Below are 16,611 nucleotides of genomic sequence, written 5' to 3'. Positions count from 1 at the left end.
CTCCTTATTTACTGAAGCGAACGCGTCATTCGTCGCTCGCGAGAGCTTCAGAAGCCACAGTAAGGGCCTCCCTCAAAGAATGTACGACCGTCGGGTCGAGCAATCGAGGCTTCTCCACACGGTAGGAACCTCCAGAAAGTGGAGTAATGCTCACTTCCTGGACCCCTTGCTGTCGGCGCACCGATCTAAGCCGTAGCGTTCCATGGCTGAGAGTTGGGAAGAAATAGTCGAACCGGCCATCTGTGTAAGCTGCTTCCACTAGCGGGCGCTCCTCGGAGAACTCCTGAGCGGTCCGCAACCAATTCCACTGAGCGGGTACCGAGTCTCCCGATTCGTGGGCTCTCGCCAGCCGCCCCGGCATCATGAATGGGAACCTTCCAGCGAAGTCATCCACCGAAATGCCATCCCGCCAGGCAGCCAATGCCTCAATTAGATCGTTCAGATCATCAGTGGCGCCTTCGGCCCATGTGAATCCCTGTCCCTGGATTGCTACGTAGAAGGTCCTGCTCTGGCTACCGAGCTGAATAGAAGCCTTTCCGCGACCCGAATCTAGTTCAGCCGTGGCTAGCAGGCCAGGTCCCGATGCGTAGTGACTGTAGAGCCGCCCCAGGTCGAGATTCTTCTTCCCTGACGCTAGCTCCATCGCCGAGATAAGGCCGCCCGCAGCGAAGAGGTCTGGGTAAAGGTCAGGGTCAAACGCATCCATGCTCATAAAACCCTCTTCGGTTCGATTTGCTAGCAGCCACAGAGCTTCCCTGCATCCGATATGAAGGGCCGGAGCCTACCGAAGCTTGCCCAATCTGGTTCCGCGACATCGAATCTCTCAAGAGCTCCCTTCGCGTTCGGTCGATAGAAGTTAATGGAGGACCATGACCGTTCGCCATTAGCGACGGCTCTGGCGATCCAGCCCATCTCCATATCAGTGGCGTACGCGCCCGGCTGGAGCCCGGCCTTCGCTGATTCGGTGAAGTTGCCTAGGCCGCGGAGATTTACGTGAAGTGTCACCGATGAGTCCCGGATCGCGTTCTCCACTGGGCCCTGCCATGCGTCAGGGGCATAGCTGCCAAAGTGCTTGTAACCCTTGCTGTCCGCCCATGAATAGGTGCCTTCGGCCTTCTGCCCCAGCGCCACGTTGCAGTTGTGGACGAGGAGCGGGGTAGCGCCTGCGAGCACATAGTACGTGTGGAGGTCGGCGACGGTGAGGTTGTGGACCTTTGCCTGCCGGGCCGTGTAACGCTTGACCGCTGCCACCTGGACGTGGGTTCCGGTACTTGTGCGGAGCCACTGGCCAGGCTGGAGGTCAGTGGCGTCGACCCACTCAGCAAGGTCCACCACCCAGAACGGGTGTTTGTCCGTCGCGGTTATGACGTCGGAGGCCGTGCCGGTCTCGTTGTCTGTGACCGTCACCTCGACGAGGTTCTTCTCGCCTTCACCGAGGATGGTGGCCGTGACGTCCTTGGCGACCGTTTCTCCGGTTTCGGGGTCGGTGGCGAGCACCCTGTCACCGGGTTCGAGCTTCTCGATCGGCTTGGTGGTGCCGTCCGCCATCAGAACCATGGTTCCTGGCGCAAAGCTGTTGGGTGCGGGGCAGCCGCCCTTGGATGCGAGCTTGGAGAGGAACTGGCCCGCTCCCTTGCCGACAGCCTTGCCTATTGCCGCGATGACTGGAGCTGCTGCTGCGCCTGCTGCGCCTCCCGCTGCGCCCCAGAGGGCACCGCTTCCCATGTCCTTAAGGACGCCCAAGGTGCTGTGGTCGGCGTTCGGGTTCATTGCGTTGGCGACGGCTGCGCCTGCGGCTCCTGCGATGGCTCCGCAGCCGGCGGCCACGGCGAAGCCGACGCCTCCTGTTGCCACGCCTGCCGCGCCGGCAGCAGCGACGCACGCCGTTCCGACGACGATCTCGGTCGTGACCGAGACGATCATCACCTTGTTCTCGTTCCAGAACTTCTTGGCGTTGTTGACCGTCTTGTTCCAGTTGCACTTCGAGAAGAAGCCGCAGCTCTTGGGCTTGTTTGAGCTGCTGGTTCCCTTCGGCGGCGGCGGGGCGCCGAGCTGCTTGAGTACCTCGTGGTCCGACTCGTCGAGCGTGCCGCCGTTGGCGGTGCAGTTCGGGTGGTAGGCGCAGTTGTCGTCCTTGAGGCCCGTTGGGTCCGACCTCGTGACCGGGTTGCCGCTGGCGTACGTGTAGCCGTTCATCTGCATCGGGTCGGTGATGTCGATGACCGGGTCGACGCTGATGAAGCGGCCGGTGGTGGACTCGTACTCGCGGGCTCCGATGTGGGTCAGGCCCGTGCTGGTGTCGTCGACGCCCGTGCCGAGGAAGGTGCGGCTGCCGGGCCAGTTGCCGGGCTGGGCGCCGCGTGGGTTGCCGTACGGGTCGGACTTGCGGCGGGTGACCTGCTGGTCGCCGGCCATGTCCACCGAGGTGGTGGCGGTGTTGTGATGGTCGGCGAGCAGGACCGACAGGGTGTGGCCCGTGGTCTTGCCGCCGGTGCGGCGGACGGTGGTCGGGGCGCCGGGGCTGCTGTAGTAGCGGGCGGCGTCGACGGCCTGGCCGGCCAGGTTGACGGTGATCTCGGCTTCGCCGAGGTAGAGGGTGCGGGAGCTGCCGGTTTCCTCGATCAGCCGGTTTCCGTCGGCGTCGTAGAGGTAGCTGGCTGTGTTGTCGGCGAAGCTCCACTGCTGGTTAGTGGCGCCGCTTGCGCAGTTGTAGAAGATCAGGTCTGTGCCGTCAGCGGCGTTGCCTCCGGTGACGTCGAGGCATGCCGTGGCGGCGTTGCTGTAAAGGGACTTGTCGCCGGCTCGGTAGGTGAACTTCTGGTCGTTGGAGCCGTTGCAGGGGGCGAGGACGGCCTTGCCGTTCCTGGCGGTCAGGCACTTGCCCAGGGCCTGGACGGTGTCGCCGGTGAAGCGCCACTGCTGGGCCTTGGTCTCCTTGCAGGACATCAGCTGGACCGGCGTGTCGGCCGAGGGGTTTCCGTCCTCGGCGTCGAGGCATTTGCCGGACAGGCCGGTAACGGAGACTGCGCCGATGCCGGGGCTTGATGCCGATGTCAGCTTGTTGCGCCGGTCCCAGTTCAGGGTCTGGGTGTCGCCGCCGATGCGGCGGGTGGTGGTGTTGCCGGACGCGTCGTAGGTGTAGGTGGATATGGAGTTGATCGTGGAGCCCGGCTTGCGGGTGGTCTTCTCGACCTTGGTCAGTGCGTGGGGCTGGGTGCCCTCGTAGCGGTAGGCGGTCTCGTCGTCCAGAGCCTTGTCTGCAAGGTCGTGTTCGACGAGCCGGGTGCGGTTGCCGATGGAGTCGAAGCCGTACTCCTGCCAGAACCCGTCGCCGTCCGGCCCGGCCGTGACATCGGTGAGCGTGGGTCCGGCACACGTCTTGCCGGTCCAGGCGTGCGCGAGCTGCCCCATCGGGTTGTACGCGTAGCACTCGCGGTCGGTGGTGCCGTCACCGCGCGTGTCGGAGACGGCCGTGATGTTGCCCGCGGTGTCGTACGTGTAGGAGACGTCGCTGATACGGCTGGAGCCGGGCTTCTCCCGGTCGCTGGTGGACTGGGTGAGCATGCCGGTGCTCGGGTCGAACCTGTTGGTGGTCCACACGCGGTTCGGCGCGCTGCCGGAAGCAGTGCGCAGGACCTGGCCGAAGGGGCTGTAGACGGTTTCGGCGGTGTACCAGTTCAGTCCGGACATGCTCTGGGGCATGCCGTCGCGGTTGTAGCGGGTGATCAGTTTCTCGGCGGCCAGGCCACCGGGGGTGGCGGGCAGGGTCGTGGACTGGACCTTGCCCGTCGGCGTGTAGGTGGTGGTGTAGGCGTAGCTGCCGGCGAGGCCCTTCGTGGCGGGGGTGTCCGGGATCGTGATCCGCGAGCCGGTGGGCCGGTATTCGCTGTCGTAGCCGGTGACCTCGGTCTTGTACTGGTTGGTGCCTTCGTGGCGGATGGACGCGACCGGCTTGCCCTTGCCGCCCGGAAGGGTGTCGAAGGTCCAGGACGCGACGAGGGGCCCGGTCGGGGAGTCGTCGCGGAGCTGGGTGGCGCGGCCGAGTGCGTCGTAGACGGTGTACTCGGTGCGGCCGCTGGAGTCCTTGGCCCAGATCTGCTGGTCGAGCTTGTCGAAGCCGAAGGTCGACTGGCCGGTGTCCGGGTCCGTCGAGGACGTCATGCGGCCGCGGGCGTCGTAGGCGTACGTCCACTGGTTGCCGGCGGCGTCCTTGACCGCGGTCAGCTTGTTGCGGTGGTCGTAGGTGTACTCCGTCCTGTTCCACGTGGTGCTGCCGAGGTCGGTCGACGTCGCGTACTCGACCGCGGAGGTGCGGCCCAGGGCGTCCGTCGAGGTCCTCGTGGCCTGGCTTCCCGCCAGGGGGCTCAGGCCGTCTGCGTCCATGGCCGACCGGGCGAGGGTCGTGTCACCCGTGTACTGGACCGTGGAGGAGTACTGCTTGACGCCCTTGTGGAGCGTGGTGGTGCGGACCGGCCGGCCGAGGCCGTCGTAGGCCGCCTGGGCGGAGTTGGGAACGGCGGTCACCGACTCCGGCACGAAGATCTTCATCTCCGGGTCGCCGTCGGCGTGGTAGGCGTTGTCGGTCCGCCGGACTGCGCCTTGTGAGTTGTAGAAGGTGTCGGTGATCAGGCGTCCGCCGCCGGGAGCCTCGCCCTGGGTCTGACGGGGGCGCAGCAGTCCGTCGTAGATCGCGACGGTCTTGGTGTACGTGCCGTCGTCCTGCAGCGTTCCGCTGGAGACGATCGGCAGCTTGTCCGCGTCGATCTGGTAGCCGAAGGTGAAGGCGGCCTTGTCGATGCCCGGCTTTTGGGACGGGGTCCACACCGCCGTGGAGCGCCCCAGCTCGTCGTACTCGGTCGTGGTCTTGCGCCCGTTGGCGTCCGTGTCCTCGAGCGGCGTGCCGCGTCCGGGGTCGAACTTGGTCGTGTTCATGTGGCCGAGCGCGTTGGTGCTGGTCACGGAGTAGACCGGGCCGGTGGCCGGGGTGTAGGTCGTCGCAACGGCGTTGCCGGCGGCGTCGAGGACCTTGACCGAGCGGCCGAGCACGTCGTACTCGGTGCGTGCGGTGGTGATCCAGCCGGTGCCGGCCTCGTCATTGGTGTCGACCTGTCGGACGAGCCCCTTGGTGGGGGCGGTTCCGAAAGCGTCGAGGGCGTCGTAGGAGGTACGGGAGGTGGAGATCAGCGCGCCGGTGCCCGCCTGCGCGCAGTCCCCGGCCGTGGTGCGGATCTGCTGCGGCAGGCCGATCAGGTTGTTGGCGGGGTTGTGAACGTAGGTCGTGGTCGCGCAGGTCTGGCTGACGGTCTTCGGGCCGCTGCCGCCAGTGCCTGGTTCGATGGCCTCGGTCTGGACCTTGTTGATCAGGCCGTAGTCGGGCTCGCCCTGCTGCGGCTCGTGGAAGTAGAGCGTACGCACCGTCCGGGTGCCTTTGCTGGTGGTCTGGAGCGCGTCGCTGCGTGCGCTGCCGGAGCGGTAGGCCTTGAGGGCGGTCGTACCGGTGCGGTCGCGAGAAGCGGTTTCCTGGCTCCAGGGCCAGGTCAGGGAGCGGGAGGCGATGCTGCCGCCGGCCTTCTGGTAGGTGACGGTTTCGAAGGCGCGGCCCTGGTACTGGGGCAGGTCCTCGCCGAGGTCTTCGGTGCCGGTGGAGTCCTTGACCTTGATCTCTTCGCGGCCGGCGTCCTTGGACATGCCGCGGAAGTAGCGGGTACGGCTCTGGGACTGCTCGGCCGCCTCGGGGCCGGACGCTTCGGCCGCAGTGCCCTTCGTCGTCGTCACGCTGGCGTAGCCGCGCCACTGGCTGTAGGTGCGCAGCTCGGGCTTGGTGAACTCGTCGTCTTCCTTGGCCCAGGCAGGGTCGCCCTCGTAGTTATAGGTGGTAACTGCATCGGACTGGCGGGCGACGCGGTCCCGTTCGGTGACCTTGTTGACCAGGTACTTGTTGAACCAGGCAAGTGGCGGCTTCTCCAGTTCGCTGTCCGGGGACCAGTGGACGGGGAAGCAGAGCGTGTTGTTCTTCTCCGGTGCCGGGTGGGGGTCGCCCACCTTGCAAGGGGCGGAGTAGTCGACCGAGATCTCACCGCCGGTCTCGGTGCGGATGGTCTGCACACGCAGCCGGTCGAACTCCGGCGTCTTCTCGTCGACGCCGGCGGCGACGCGGTTGGGCATGTCGACGGCGTTGGCGATGAACGTCACCGGCGGGAGGCTCACGCCCGTCTGGCCGGACTTGGCTCCGAACCCCGTTCGGGTGATGGAGTCCAGCCAGAGCGGGGGATGTGAGTCGGTGCGCTGCTTGGGGAACGTCTGGGCCAGCGACCACTGGTCGACCTTGGTCAGGGCCGTGGAGCCCTCGGTGCGCTGTGCGAGCGTGGTGACGGCGGTGAGGCGCTTACGGGACCAGAAGGTGGGGGAGCCGATGTAGCAGCTCTCCGCGTCCTTCTTGCAGAACAACGTGGCGGGGGTGTCCCACCACGCCTGCTTGTCGCCGTAGTTCTTGGACTGGAAGGCCGTGTCGTCGCACTTGCCCTCCAGGCAGCGCTCGTCGACCTTGAAGTCGACCCGGGCGGCCGGGGCTGCCGCCAGGTTGTCCGCGCGCAGGCCGTACGAGATCTGGACGGGGTAGCCGCCGCGGATGTAGGTGCCGGACTTGTCCTTGAACTTCTGGTTCTTGGCGTAGCGGTTCTCTTCGCCGGCCCAGTCGATGATCATGGCGTTGCCGTGGATGTCCTCGACGTAGTCGAGGTTCCAGCGCCAGGCCTGGTTGCAGGAGGAGTCGGCGAAGCTCGCCTGGTGGCAGGGCTCTCCGGGGTGGTTGCCGAAGACCGGCACGGTGAACACGGAGTTGGTGACGGCTGTCGTGGCGGAGTCGCCGAGGGCATGGGTGCCGACGTTGTGCAGACCGAAGTGGTACCGCGTGCCGTCACGGGTCGTCAGGATCCAGTAGTCGCCGTCCTTCGTGCCGTTCGGCTTGTTCGCGTCGGCCTTCAGTTCGATCTTGGAGCCGTCGTCGGAGGCGGGAATCCACTGCCCCGTCTTGCCGTCGTGCACCAGTTCGGTGGTCGATCCGCCGAAGGACATCACCACGTTGTCGCCGGCCCAGCAGAGGTCCGACTTCTTCTTGTCCGTGGCGTTGTCGTTGTTGGGAGCGCCCTGCGCTGTGCTGCGGTCGTCGGCGCAGGAGCGGTAGCGCCGCTCGATGAAGCCGGGGTTGTAGTCCCAGCCGTCACCGATCCAGGACGCCTGGCCGTTGGCGACGGACGTCTTGCCGTCCACCGCCTGAGAGGAGTACGAGAAAGCGATCTTCGGTGACGGCCCGGCAGGAGGCGCCGGCACGGTGAGCGGGTAGGTCCACGAGAACCCGCCGCTGCTGCCGCCCGCGCTCCAGGTTCCGGACGGGGAGAGGGGGGTGGCCTTGTAGGTGCCGCCTGCGCCGGCGCCCCCGTCGGTGGCGGCGAGCACGGTCGCTCCGCCACCGGTGCTGCCACTGCTCAGGGCCATCGTGCGCAGGCCCTGAACGGGCATGGAGGCCGGGTCGACGGTCGCTCGGACCGTCTTGGTCACCGGGTCGTTGGTGCTGGGGATGTCCGTACCGACGGAGCACTCGGCAAGGCTCGGCGTGTCGAGGAAGCACTCCGGGTACTGCTTGATCTTCAGCCGAGTGGCCCACTCGTTGCCGAAGAGGTCCTTGAACTTTGCGTAATCCAGTTGGGCCACCGGCACCGACGCGAGCCAGTTCCTCTTCCTCGGCTCGCGAACGGCGATCGGCGGCGCGAGCGGCCGGGACGAAGACGGCTGGAACACCTTCCTCACCATCGGCTGACCAAACGACGGTTCGGCCGGCGCGGCCCGGCCGAACCGTCCCCCCCAACGCCAACCCGACTTCCAAATGGACCGCTTGCCGGCTCCACCACACCAAGGAGTCCTTCATGAGCCTCGCCGCAGTACTGCTGACAGCCGGCCCGATCTGCATCGTCGCCGGAGGCAGCGTCGCACTGAACATCCGCGGCAGCGCGCAGGCGCTCGCACGCCGGGCGGCCGACAACAGCCAAAGGGCCATGCACGCCCGAGGCGATCTCGGACCAGCCCCGCTCGTCGTGTCCGCCGGGGTCTACCGCTTCCTGGCCACAGCAATGGCCTTCGGGGGCCTCGTCCTGACCCTCGGCGGACTCCTCGAACTCGCCTGACCTCACTCCTCGACCGGCTCGCCCTCACACGGCTCCGCCCCCGGACCGCGGGGGCCGGGGGCGGAGTCGGTGCGTTCGGCTGCTGTGCGATCAGCCGACGAGGCGCTCGTACGCGGGGAGGGTGAGGAAGTCCGCGTAGTCGGCGTCCAGGGAGACCTGCAGGAACAGGTCGTGGGCCTGCTGCCACTTGCCGGCCGCGTAGGCCTCGTCGCCGAGCTCGGCGCGGATGGCGGCCAGTTCCTCGGCGGCGATGGTGCGGGTCAGCTCGGCGGTGGCCGTCTCGCCGTTCTCGAAGACGACGCCGGCGTTGATCCACTGCCAGATCTGCGAGCGGGAGATCTCGGCGGTGGCCGCGTCCTCCATCAGGCCGAAGATGCCCACGGCGCCCAGGCCCCGCAGCCAGGCCTCGATGTAGCGGATGCCGACCTGGACGGCGTTGCGCAGGCCCTCGTACGTGGGCTTGGCGTCCAGGGAGTCGATGGCGATGAGCTCGCCCGGGGCCACCGAGACGTCCTCGCGCAGGCGGTCCTTCTGGTTCGGCTTCTCGCCGAGCACCGCGTCGAAGGAGGCCATCGCGATCGGGACCAGGTCGGGGTGGGCGACCCAGGAGCCGTCGAAGCCGTCGTTCGCCTCGCGGTCCTTGTCGGCCTTGACCTTCTCGAACGCAACGCGGTTGGCCTCGGCGTCCTTGCGGGACGGGATGAAGGCCGCCATGCCGCCGATGGCGTGCGCGCCGCGCTTGTGGCAGGTGCGGACCAGGAGCTCGGTGTACGCCCGCATGAACGGGGCGGTCATGGTGACCGCGTTGCGGTCCGGCAGGACGAACTTCTCGCCGCCGTCGCGGAAGTTCTTCACGATCGAGAACAGGTAGTCCCAGCGGCCGGCGTTCAGGCCCGCGGCGTGGTCGCGCAGTTCGTAGAGGATCTCCTCCATCTCGTACGCGGCCGTGATGGTCTCGATGAGGACGGTGGCGCGGACGGTGCCCTGCGGGATGCCGACGTAGTCCTGGGCGAAGACGAAGATCTCGTTCCACAGGCGCGCCTCGAGGTGCGACTCCGTCTTCGGCAGGTAGAAGTACGGGCCCTTCCCCAGGTCGATCAGGCGCTGCGCGTTGTGGAAGAAGTACAGGCCGAAGTCCACCAGCGCACCCGGCACCGACCGGCCGTCGACCCGGACGTGCCGCTCCTCCAGGTGCCAGCCGCGCGGCCGCATCACGACGGTCGCCAGCTGCTCGGCGGGCTTGAGGGCGTACGACTTGCCCGTGCGCGCGTCGGTGAAGTCGATGCGGCGCTCGTAGGCGTCGATCAGGTTGAGCTGGCCGAGGACCACGTTCTCCCAGGTGGGCGCCGAGGCGTCCTCGAAGTCGGCGAGCCAGACCCTGGCGCCCGAGTTCAGGGCGTTGATGGTCATCTTGCGGTCCGTCGGACCGGTGATCTCCACACGGCGGTCGTTCAGGGCGGCCGGGGCCGGCGCGACCTGCCACTCGCCCTCGCGGACCTGTGCGGTGTCCGGGAGGAAGTCGAGGTGCGAGGTGCGGGCGATCTTGGCGCGGCGCTCGGCGCGGCGGGCGAGGAGCTCGTCACGGCGGGGCGTGAACCGCCGGTGGAGCTCGGCCACGAAGGCGAGGGCGGCCTCGGTCAGGACCTCGTCCTGGCGGGGGAGGGGCTCGGCGTCGACGATGGCCAGCGATGACGGCGCTGGTGCGGACATATCTGTCACTCCTTCAGCGGCGGTGCCTGGCGGCCGCGGGGGAATGCTCGCGCGGGACGGCACGCAGTGCCGTCGGGTGTGGAGAGTTCCGGGATACGGTCGCGGGCGCCGTCTGGGGGTTCAGGGCGCTTCTGACCAGTGGATAGTAATTTCCTTATGGTGGAAGTTCAATGGTTTGTTGATATCGAGATTCTCTGAGTCGACAGACTCCGGTCCCTTGTGGCCCTCAGTGCCACCACCGTCACGCCCTGCTCAGGCCTACCCCGAGCCGGACTCACGCAAGTCGTGCCAGGTCGGGCGGGGTGTCGATGTCGTAGGCCTCCGCGACGTCCCCGCACTCCACCAGCGTGAGCTCCGCCGCGTGCGCTGTCAGGTGCACCCGCGCGCCCTTGTCACCGGTGGCCGTCGCCGCGATGTCGGCCCACCGGTCCGACCCGAAGAGCACCGGATGGCCGCGCTCCCCGCCGTACGCCGCCGCCACCAGGCTGGACGGCGAGCGGTACGCCTCCCGGACCCGGGCCACCGCCGCGGGCCCGATGCCCGGCTGGTCCACCAGCGACACCAGGGCCGCGCCGGCGCCCGTACCGGCCAGGGAGGCGAGGCCGACGCGCAGCGACGAGCCCATGCCCTCGGCCCAGTCCGGGTTGTCCACGACCACGCAGCCGCCCAGGTCCGCCCGCTCGCGGACCTCGGCCGCCGAGGCGCCGAGCACCACGTGCACCGGGCCGCAGCCCGCCTCCCGCAGCACCCGCACCGCGTTCTCCACCAGCGGGCGGCCGCGGTAGGGGAGCAGGGCCTTGGGGCGGCCGCCGAGCCGGCGCCCGCCGCCGGCCGCCAGCAGCAGACCCGCGATCACGGGGACGCTGGTCGGGTTCGCTGAGTTCGCTGAGTTGAGTGAGTCGGCTGACATGACAGCGATTCTCGCGCCTCGGCCGGCGCCGGTGGCCGGCGTACCAGGATCCGGCGCAGCGCGCGCCGTACGGCGGCGGGCGCCGCACCCAGCCGCAGCGGTTCGCAGATGCGGTTCTCGGCGGCGGCCGCCAGCGCACGCTCGTCGCGGTCGGTCAGCAGGTTCTGCATGGCGGATCTCCTTGCCAATCGGGAGCCAATACCGCGAGTCTGGTCACCGATTGGCCTGGACGGCAGAGCCAATCAGGGGAGGTTGGCATGGCAAACGGGCGAGTCGTCCAGACGGCGGACAGAACGATCGGCAGCCGCCAGCTCGCGGCACTCCTGCCCCCCGAGGTGCTCGCGCGCCCCGGCTACCGCTCCCTCGCCGACGCCCTGCGCACCCTGCTCCTCGACGGCCGCGTCGCCCTGCACGTACGGCTGCCCGCCGAACGGGACCTGGCCGAGGCGCTCGGCGCCAGCCGGGCCACCGTCACCGGGGCCTACGACCTGCTGCGCGAGAGCGGCTACGTCCGCAGCCGGCGCGGCTCCGGCACCTGGACCGAGCTGCCGGAGGGGCACGCCCCGGTCGGCGCCCACCTCCTGGGCGGCACCGGCGGCTACCGCCCCGACGGCGAGGACGGCCTCGACCTCGCCATCGCCGCCATGGGCGCGCCCGTCGACAACCTCGCCGAGGCCCTCTCCTGGGCCGCGCTCCAGCTGCCCCGCTTCGCCCGCAACCCCGGCTACCACCCCTTCGGCCTGCCCGACCTGCGCACCGCCATCGCCGACCGCTTCACCCGGCGCGGCCTGGCGACCCACCCCGGGCAGATCCTGGTCACGGCCGGCGCCCAGCAGGCCTTCGCGCTGGTCGTGAACCTGCTGTGCCGGCCCGGCGACCGGGTGGTGACCGAGAACCCCACGTACGCCAACGCCCTCGACGCACTGCGCCAGGCCCGGCTGCGCACCGGCTCGATCGCCGTCTCCGACGCCGGCTGGGACATGGAGATCGCCGAGTCCACCCTGCGCCAGACCGTGCCGAAGCTGGCGTACGTGATCCCGGACTTCCACAATCCGACCGGCGCACTGATGCCCCGCGAGCAGCGGCTTCGGCTGCTGGCGGCGACCCGCCGCACCGGGACCTGGCTGGTCGTGGACGAGACCATCGCCGACATCGCCCTCGACGTGCCGGCGCCCGCGCCGCTGCCCTCGCTCGCGCCGCGCGGCGAGGCGGACCACGTGGTGGTGATCGGCTCGCTCAGCAAGACCCACTGGGGCGGACTGCGCGTGGGCTGGGTCCGGGCCGCCGAGAAGGTGATCACCGAGCTGGCCGCGGTGCGGGTCGCCGCCGACATGACCGGCTCGGTACTGGACCAGCTCGTCGCGCTGCCCCTGCTGGAGGACATGGAGCGCTCCCTGCAGCCCCGCCTGGCCGAACTGCGCAGCCGTCGCGAGGTGCTGGTGCGGGCGCTGGAGGAGCACACCCCGGAGTGGTCCTGGCGGGTGCCGCCGGGCGGGCTGTCCCTGTGGGTGGACCTGGGCGAGCCGGTGAGCTCGGCGCTGGCCGAGCGGGCCGCCGCCGACGGGGTGCACATCGGCCGCGGAGCCCGCTTCGGCGTGGACCCCGGGACCTTCGAGCACCGCATCCGGATCCCGTACACCCTGCCCGAGGACCGCCTGGAGGAGGCCGTGCGCCGCCTCGCCGCGGCCTTCCACGACGGCGTGCCCCTGGCCCCGTCGGTCGACCGCCCCCACTGGGTGGCCTGACCGCCGCCCCGGCAGTCCGCCGGGGCGGTTACGGGGTGCGGATGAGGCGGCGGGTGGCGGCCGCGGCCACCGCCGCCGTACGGGAGTCCACGCCGAGCTTCGCGTACACGTGGACCAGGTGCGACTTGACCGTGGCCTGGCTGAGGAACAGCCGCTTGGAGATCTGCTGGTTCGACAGGCCGTCCGCGACCAGCTGGAGCACCTCCAGCTCCCGCTTGGTCAGCGCCTCCGCGGGCGTGCGCATCCGGTCCATCAGGCGCAGGGCCACCGCCGGGGCCAGCGCCGACTGGCCGGCGGCCGCCGTGCGCACCGCCGCCGCCAGCTCCTCCGGCGGAGCGTCCTTCAGCAGATAGCCCGAAGCGCCCGCCTCGACCGCCGCCAGGATGTCCGCGTCCGTGTCGTACGTCGTGAGCACCAGCACCCGCGGGGCCCCCGGCCGGGCCGTGATCGCCGCCGTCGCCGCCGAGCCGTGCATGCCCGGGCCGAACTGCAGGTCCATCAGCACCACGTCCACCGGCTCGGCCGCGGCCAGCTCGACGGCCCGCTCGGCGGTCGCCGCCTCCGCGACCACCGTGAAGTCCGGCTCCGTGTCCAGCACCGCGCGCAGCCCGGCCCGCACCACCGGGTGGTCGTCGGCCAGCAGCAGCCGGATCGTCATCGGGAAGCCTCCGCATCCGTGTCCGTGTCGGTTTCCGTGTCCGTGTCCGTGTCCGTGTCCGTGGCCGTCCGGGTCACGGTGCCCGCGCGGGTGTCCGTGGGCAGCGTGACGGCCACCGCCGTGCCCTGCCCCGGCGCGGACTCCACCGTGAACAGCCCGCCCAGCGACTCCGCCCGCGCCCGCATCGCCGGCAGCCCGAAGCCGCCGTCCCCGGAGGGGGCGCGGGCCGGATCGAAGCCCGCCCCGTCGTCCACGATGTCCAGCGTCACCGAGGCGTCCATGAACGTCAGGGTGATCCCGGCGCGCCCGGCGCCCGCGTGCCGCACCACATTGGCCAGCGCCGACTGCGCGATCCGCAGCAAGGCCACCTCGTACGGGGTGGGCAGCTCCCGCGGCGTCCCGCTCAGCGAGAACCGGGCCTGCGGCACCCCCGCGCACAGCCGCTCCAGCGCGGCGGCCAGCGAGCCGCGGTCCAGGTCCGGCGGTGTCAGAGCCCGTACGAACCGGCGCGCCTCGGCCAGGTTGTCCTGCGCGGCCTCCCGGGCCCGGCCGATGTGCTCCAGGGCCGGGGCCAGCTCCGGGTCCCCCTCGGGCAGTGCCCGCTCGGCGGCCCGCAGCAGCAGCTGGATCGAGGAGAGCCCCTGGGCCAGCGTGTCGTGGATCTCGCGGGCCAGCCGCTCCCGCTCGGCCGTGGTCCCGGCGGCCCGCTCGGCCGCGGCGAGCTCGGCCCGCGTGGCGATGAGCTCCTCGATCAGCTCGCGGCGGCGTTCGCTCTCCCGGTACAGGGCCTGATAGCCGAGCACCGTCGCGACGGCCACCGCGGCGCCCAGCAGCGGCCCGAGGAAGGCGCCCGGGCTCACCGTGCCGCTGTGCGCGAGGAACGAGCCGATGGCCGCGCAGGCGGTCACCGCCACGGCCGCCAGCCCCCAGCGCAGCCGCAGCAGGTGCAGTTCGAGGAAGTACAGCGGGAAGGCCAGCCACAGCCCGTCGGGGGACAGCACGAGCAGCCCCGCCCAGACCGCGCCGAGTGCCGCGAGCCAGCCCCCGGCGGCCGCCGGCGAGCGGCCGACGGCGGGGGAGCGCACCCCGGCCGCGTACACGGCGGCGAGCGCGGCGCAGACGGCCACGACGGCCCCCGCCCCGGGGTCGGAACGGCTGACGGCCCGGCCCGCGGCGAGCGCGAGCAGCGCGAGCAGCAGGGCGTGCAGGCACAGCCGCAGGACGCGGGTGACGGGTGTGAGCGGGCGGGAAGCGGCCGAAGCGGTGCGGGAGGGCGAGGGTGACGCGGTCATGGCCCGACCAGCCTAAGCGGGCCCCGACCCGGCCCGGTCAATCGAAAGTTTGATGTCGGGATGCGTCCTTCGATACCAGGAACGCTCCCGTGGCGCGATGCCCCGGGCGCACCGGGACGACCAAGGTGGGGGACATGTTCGTCGCATGGAGAGATCTACGGTTCGCGAAGGGCCGCTTCGCGCTCATGGGCTCGGTCGTCCTGCTGATCACGCTGCTGGTCGGCCTGCTGTCCGGGCTCACCGCCGGCCTGGCCCGGGAGAACACCTCGGCCGTCACCGGCCTGCCCGCCACCCACCTGGCCTTCGCCGAGCCCGGCGGGGAGCAGAAGGTGTCCTTCACCAACTCCCAGCTGCCCGAGAAGGCCTGGCAGGCCTGGCGGGCTCAGCCCGGCGTACGGTCGGCGCAGCCGCTCGGCATCCGGACCACCAACGCCGCCGCGGGCGAGCGCACCGCCGCCGTGTCGGTCTTCGGCACCGACCCGGCCGGACCGCTCGCCCCGAAGGCGGGCGGCGGCCCCGCGCAGGGCCGGGTGGTCCTCTCCGAGAAGGCCGCGAAGGAGCTCGGCGGCCTCACCGCCGGCTCCCGGCTGAAGATCGGCCCGCTCGACCTGACCGTCGCCGCGGTCTCGGGCACCGCCGCCTACAGCCACACCCCCGTCGTCTGGGCGGACCTGGCCGACTGGCAGCGCATCGGCAACCCCGGCACCTCCCTCGACACCGTGGCCACCGTCATCGCCCTCGACGCGCCGGGCGGCGGCGCCGACCTCGCCGCCGGGGACCGGGCCGCCGGCACCCGTGCGCAGACCGTCGACGAAGCACTCGGCGCCATAGGGTCCTACCAGGCCGAGAACGGCTCGCTCCAGCTGATGCGCGGCTTCCTCTTCGCCATCTCCGCCCTGGTCATAGGGGCCTTCTTCACCGTCTGGACGATCCAGCGCAGCGGTGACATCGCCGTCCTGAAGGCCCTGGGCGCCTCCACCCCGTACCTGCTGCGGGACGCCCTCGGCCAGGCCGTGGTGATGCTGGCCATCGGCACCGGGGCCGGCACCGCGCTCGCCGCCGGGATCGGCGCGCTCATCAGCGGCGGCGACGTGCCGTTCGTCCTGGAGACCGCCACCGTCCTCGCACCCGCCGCCATCATGATCGTGCTCGGCGCGCTTGGTGCGGCCCTGTCCATCCGGCGGATCACCGCCGTCGACCCCCTGACCGCCCTCGGGAGCGCCCGATGACCCTGCTCGTGGACGACGTCACGCTCACCTACCCGGACGGCGAGAGCCGGCTCACCGCCCTGGACCGGGTCCGCCTGGAGGTGCCCGCGGGCACGCTGACGGCCGTGGTCGGACCCTCCGGCTCCGGCAAGTCCAGCCTGCTCGCGGTCGCCGCCACGCTGGTGACCCCGGACTCCGGCCGGGTGGTCGTGGCCGGCCGGGACACGGCGGGGCTGAGCGCCGCCGAGAAGTCGGCGCTGCGCCGCGAGAAGATCGGCATCGTCTTCCAGCAGCCGAACCTGCTGGCCTCGCTGACCGCCGCCGAGCAGCTCCAGGTCATGGCGCACCTGTCGGGCAGGCCCTCGCGGGCGCTGCGCCGGCGGGCGCTGGAGCTGCTGGACGCGGTCGGTCTGGCCGACAAGGCCGACAAGCGGCCGCACCAGCTCTCGGGCGGGCAGCGGCAGCGGGTCAACATCGCCCGCGCCCTGATGAACGAGCCGGCGGTGCTGCTGGTCGACGAACCCACCAGTGCCCTTGACCACGAGCGGGGGGCCGCCGTTCTCGACCTGCTGGTCGGGCTCACGCGGGAGCGGGGTACGGCGACCGTGCTCGTCACGCACGACCGGGCCCACCTCGAGCGGATGGACTGTGCCGCGACCATGACGGACGGCCGCCTGACGGAGCCCGTCCCGGCCGCCTGATCCGCTCGTGCCGAAAGATCGGGGCTCCGCCCCGGACCCCGCGCCTCAAACGCCGGCGGGGCTGGATTTGCCGGGCCCCCGGCCCAGGAGGCGGGGGATCCGGCCGGGCTTGCGGGGCTCCGCCCCGGACCCCGCGCCTCAAACGCCGGCGGGGCTGGATTTGCCGGGCCCCCGGCCCAGGAGGCGGGGGATCCGGCCGGGCTTGCG

The 16,611-nt window shown here is 70.5% G+C and carries 11 protein-coding genes; 4 read left to right on the top strand and 7 right to left on the bottom strand.

From position 1 onward, the window contains the following. Window positions 1–25: 25 nt before the first annotated feature. Together ABZ924_RS20845 and ABZ924_RS20840 are read right to left on the bottom strand one after the other, a co-directional pair. A complete protein-coding gene (locus ABZ924_RS20845) occupies window positions 26–712 on the bottom strand; it encodes a DUF6193 family natural product biosynthesis protein (RefSeq protein ID WP_361911627.1) in 687 nt (228 codons plus the stop codon). Window positions 713–735: 23 nt separating this feature from the next. Further along, window positions 736–7,809, bottom strand: coding sequence for a ricin-type beta-trefoil lectin domain protein (locus tag ABZ924_RS20840; RefSeq protein WP_361911624.1), 7,074 nt, complete (start codon window positions 7,807–7,809; stop codon window positions 736–738). A 113-nt stretch (window positions 7,810–7,922) separates the two neighbouring features. Between ABZ924_RS20840 and ABZ924_RS20835 the strand changes: the two genes are divergently transcribed. Further along, a complete protein-coding gene (locus ABZ924_RS20835) occupies window positions 7,923–8,180 on the top strand; it encodes a hypothetical protein (protein WP_361911622.1) in 258 nt (85 codons plus the stop codon). A 90-nt stretch (window positions 8,181–8,270) separates the two neighbouring features. Here the strand turns inward: ABZ924_RS20835 and aceB are convergent, their stop codons facing one another. From aceB to ABZ924_RS20820, 3 genes are all read right to left on the bottom strand, one after another. Continuing rightward, window positions 8,271–9,890, bottom strand: a complete 1,620-nt coding sequence (gene aceB / locus ABZ924_RS20830) for a malate synthase A (protein ID WP_361911619.1) — start codon at window positions 9,888–9,890, stop codon at window positions 8,271–8,273. Window positions 9,891–10,164: 274 nt separating this feature from the next. Next, a complete protein-coding gene (locus ABZ924_RS20825; RefSeq protein WP_361911617.1) occupies window positions 10,165–10,800 on the bottom strand; it encodes a nucleotidyltransferase family protein in 636 nt (211 codons plus the stop codon). Then, window positions 10,743–10,970 carry a hypothetical protein gene (locus ABZ924_RS20820; RefSeq protein WP_361911614.1) on the bottom strand — a complete coding sequence of 76 codons (228 nt, stop codon included), beginning with the start codon at window positions 10,968–10,970 and terminating at the stop codon, window positions 10,743–10,745. The genes ABZ924_RS20825 and ABZ924_RS20820 overlap by 58 nt, the downstream gene beginning before the upstream one ends. Before the next feature lie 87 nt (window positions 10,971–11,057). Here ABZ924_RS20820 and ABZ924_RS20815 point away from each other — a divergent pair, with 87 nt between their 5' ends. Then, on the top strand, window positions 11,058–12,545 hold the full coding sequence (locus tag ABZ924_RS20815) for a PLP-dependent aminotransferase family protein (RefSeq protein WP_361911611.1): 1,488 nt from the start codon (window positions 11,058–11,060) through the stop codon (window positions 12,543–12,545). A gap of 28 nt (window positions 12,546–12,573) precedes the next feature. On the opposite strand, the gene ABZ924_RS20810 is transcribed toward ABZ924_RS20815, so the two are convergent. After that, window positions 12,574–13,203, bottom strand: coding sequence for a response regulator transcription factor (locus ABZ924_RS20810; RefSeq protein WP_361911608.1), 630 nt, complete (start codon window positions 13,201–13,203; stop codon window positions 12,574–12,576). After that, entirely contained in the window at window positions 13,200–14,495 is a 1,296-nt protein-coding gene (locus ABZ924_RS20805) for a sensor histidine kinase (RefSeq protein ID WP_361911606.1), read from the bottom strand. Before ABZ924_RS20805 ends, ABZ924_RS20810 begins: the two co-directional genes overlap by 4 nt. A 134-nt stretch (window positions 14,496–14,629) precedes the next feature. On the opposite strand from ABZ924_RS20805, the gene ABZ924_RS20800 reads away from it, so the two are divergent. Beyond that, on the top strand, window positions 14,630–15,724 hold the full coding sequence (locus ABZ924_RS20800) for an ABC transporter permease (RefSeq protein WP_361911603.1): 1,095 nt from the start codon (window positions 14,630–14,632) through the stop codon (window positions 15,722–15,724). Beyond that, window positions 15,721–16,404 carry an ABC transporter ATP-binding protein gene (locus ABZ924_RS20795; RefSeq protein WP_361911600.1) on the top strand — a complete coding sequence of 228 codons (684 nt, stop codon included), beginning with the start codon at window positions 15,721–15,723 and terminating at the stop codon, window positions 16,402–16,404. Before ABZ924_RS20800 ends, ABZ924_RS20795 begins: the two co-directional genes overlap by 4 nt. Window positions 16,405–16,611 lie beyond the last annotated feature (207 nt).

This window comes from Streptomyces sp. NPDC046876 (assembly GCF_040645035.1).
Taxonomy (GTDB): domain Bacteria; phylum Actinomycetota; class Actinomycetes; order Streptomycetales; family Streptomycetaceae; genus Streptomyces.
The sequence above is the reverse complement of the archived record's forward strand: the minus strand, read 5'-3'. Positions and strand labels throughout refer to the sequence as shown.

What these genes read in the sequence shown, in the direction of transcription:
- ABZ924_RS20845 (WP_361911627.1), bottom strand. Translation starts at nt 712, where the DNA reads ATGAGCATGGATGCGTTTGACCCTGACCTTTACCCAGACCTCTTCGCT.
- ABZ924_RS20840 (WP_361911624.1), bottom strand. Translation starts at nt 7,809, where the DNA reads ATGGTGAGGAAGGTGTTCCAGCCGTCTTCGTCCCGGCCGCTCGCGCCG.
- ABZ924_RS20835 (WP_361911622.1), top strand. Translation starts at nt 7,923, where the DNA reads ATGAGCCTCGCCGCAGTACTGCTGACAGCCGGCCCGATCTGCATCGTC.
- aceB (WP_361911619.1), bottom strand. Translation starts at nt 9,890, where the DNA reads ATGTCCGCACCAGCGCCGTCATCGCTGGCCATCGTCGACGCCGAGCCC.
- ABZ924_RS20825 (WP_361911617.1), bottom strand. Translation starts at nt 10,800, where the DNA reads ATGTCAGCCGACTCACTCAACTCAGCGAACTCAGCGAACCCGACCAGC.
- ABZ924_RS20820 (WP_361911614.1), bottom strand. Translation starts at nt 10,970, where the DNA reads ATGCAGAACCTGCTGACCGACCGCGACGAGCGTGCGCTGGCGGCCGCC.
- ABZ924_RS20815 (WP_361911611.1), top strand. Translation starts at nt 11,058, where the DNA reads ATGGCAAACGGGCGAGTCGTCCAGACGGCGGACAGAACGATCGGCAGC.
- ABZ924_RS20810 (WP_361911608.1), bottom strand. Translation starts at nt 13,203, where the DNA reads ATGACGATCCGGCTGCTGCTGGCCGACGACCACCCGGTGGTGCGGGCC.
- ABZ924_RS20805 (WP_361911606.1), bottom strand. Translation starts at nt 14,495, where the DNA reads ATGACCGCGTCACCCTCGCCCTCCCGCACCGCTTCGGCCGCTTCCCGC.
- ABZ924_RS20800 (WP_361911603.1), top strand. Translation starts at nt 14,630, where the DNA reads ATGTTCGTCGCATGGAGAGATCTACGGTTCGCGAAGGGCCGCTTCGCG.
- ABZ924_RS20795 (WP_361911600.1), top strand. Translation starts at nt 15,721, where the DNA reads ATGACCCTGCTCGTGGACGACGTCACGCTCACCTACCCGGACGGCGAG.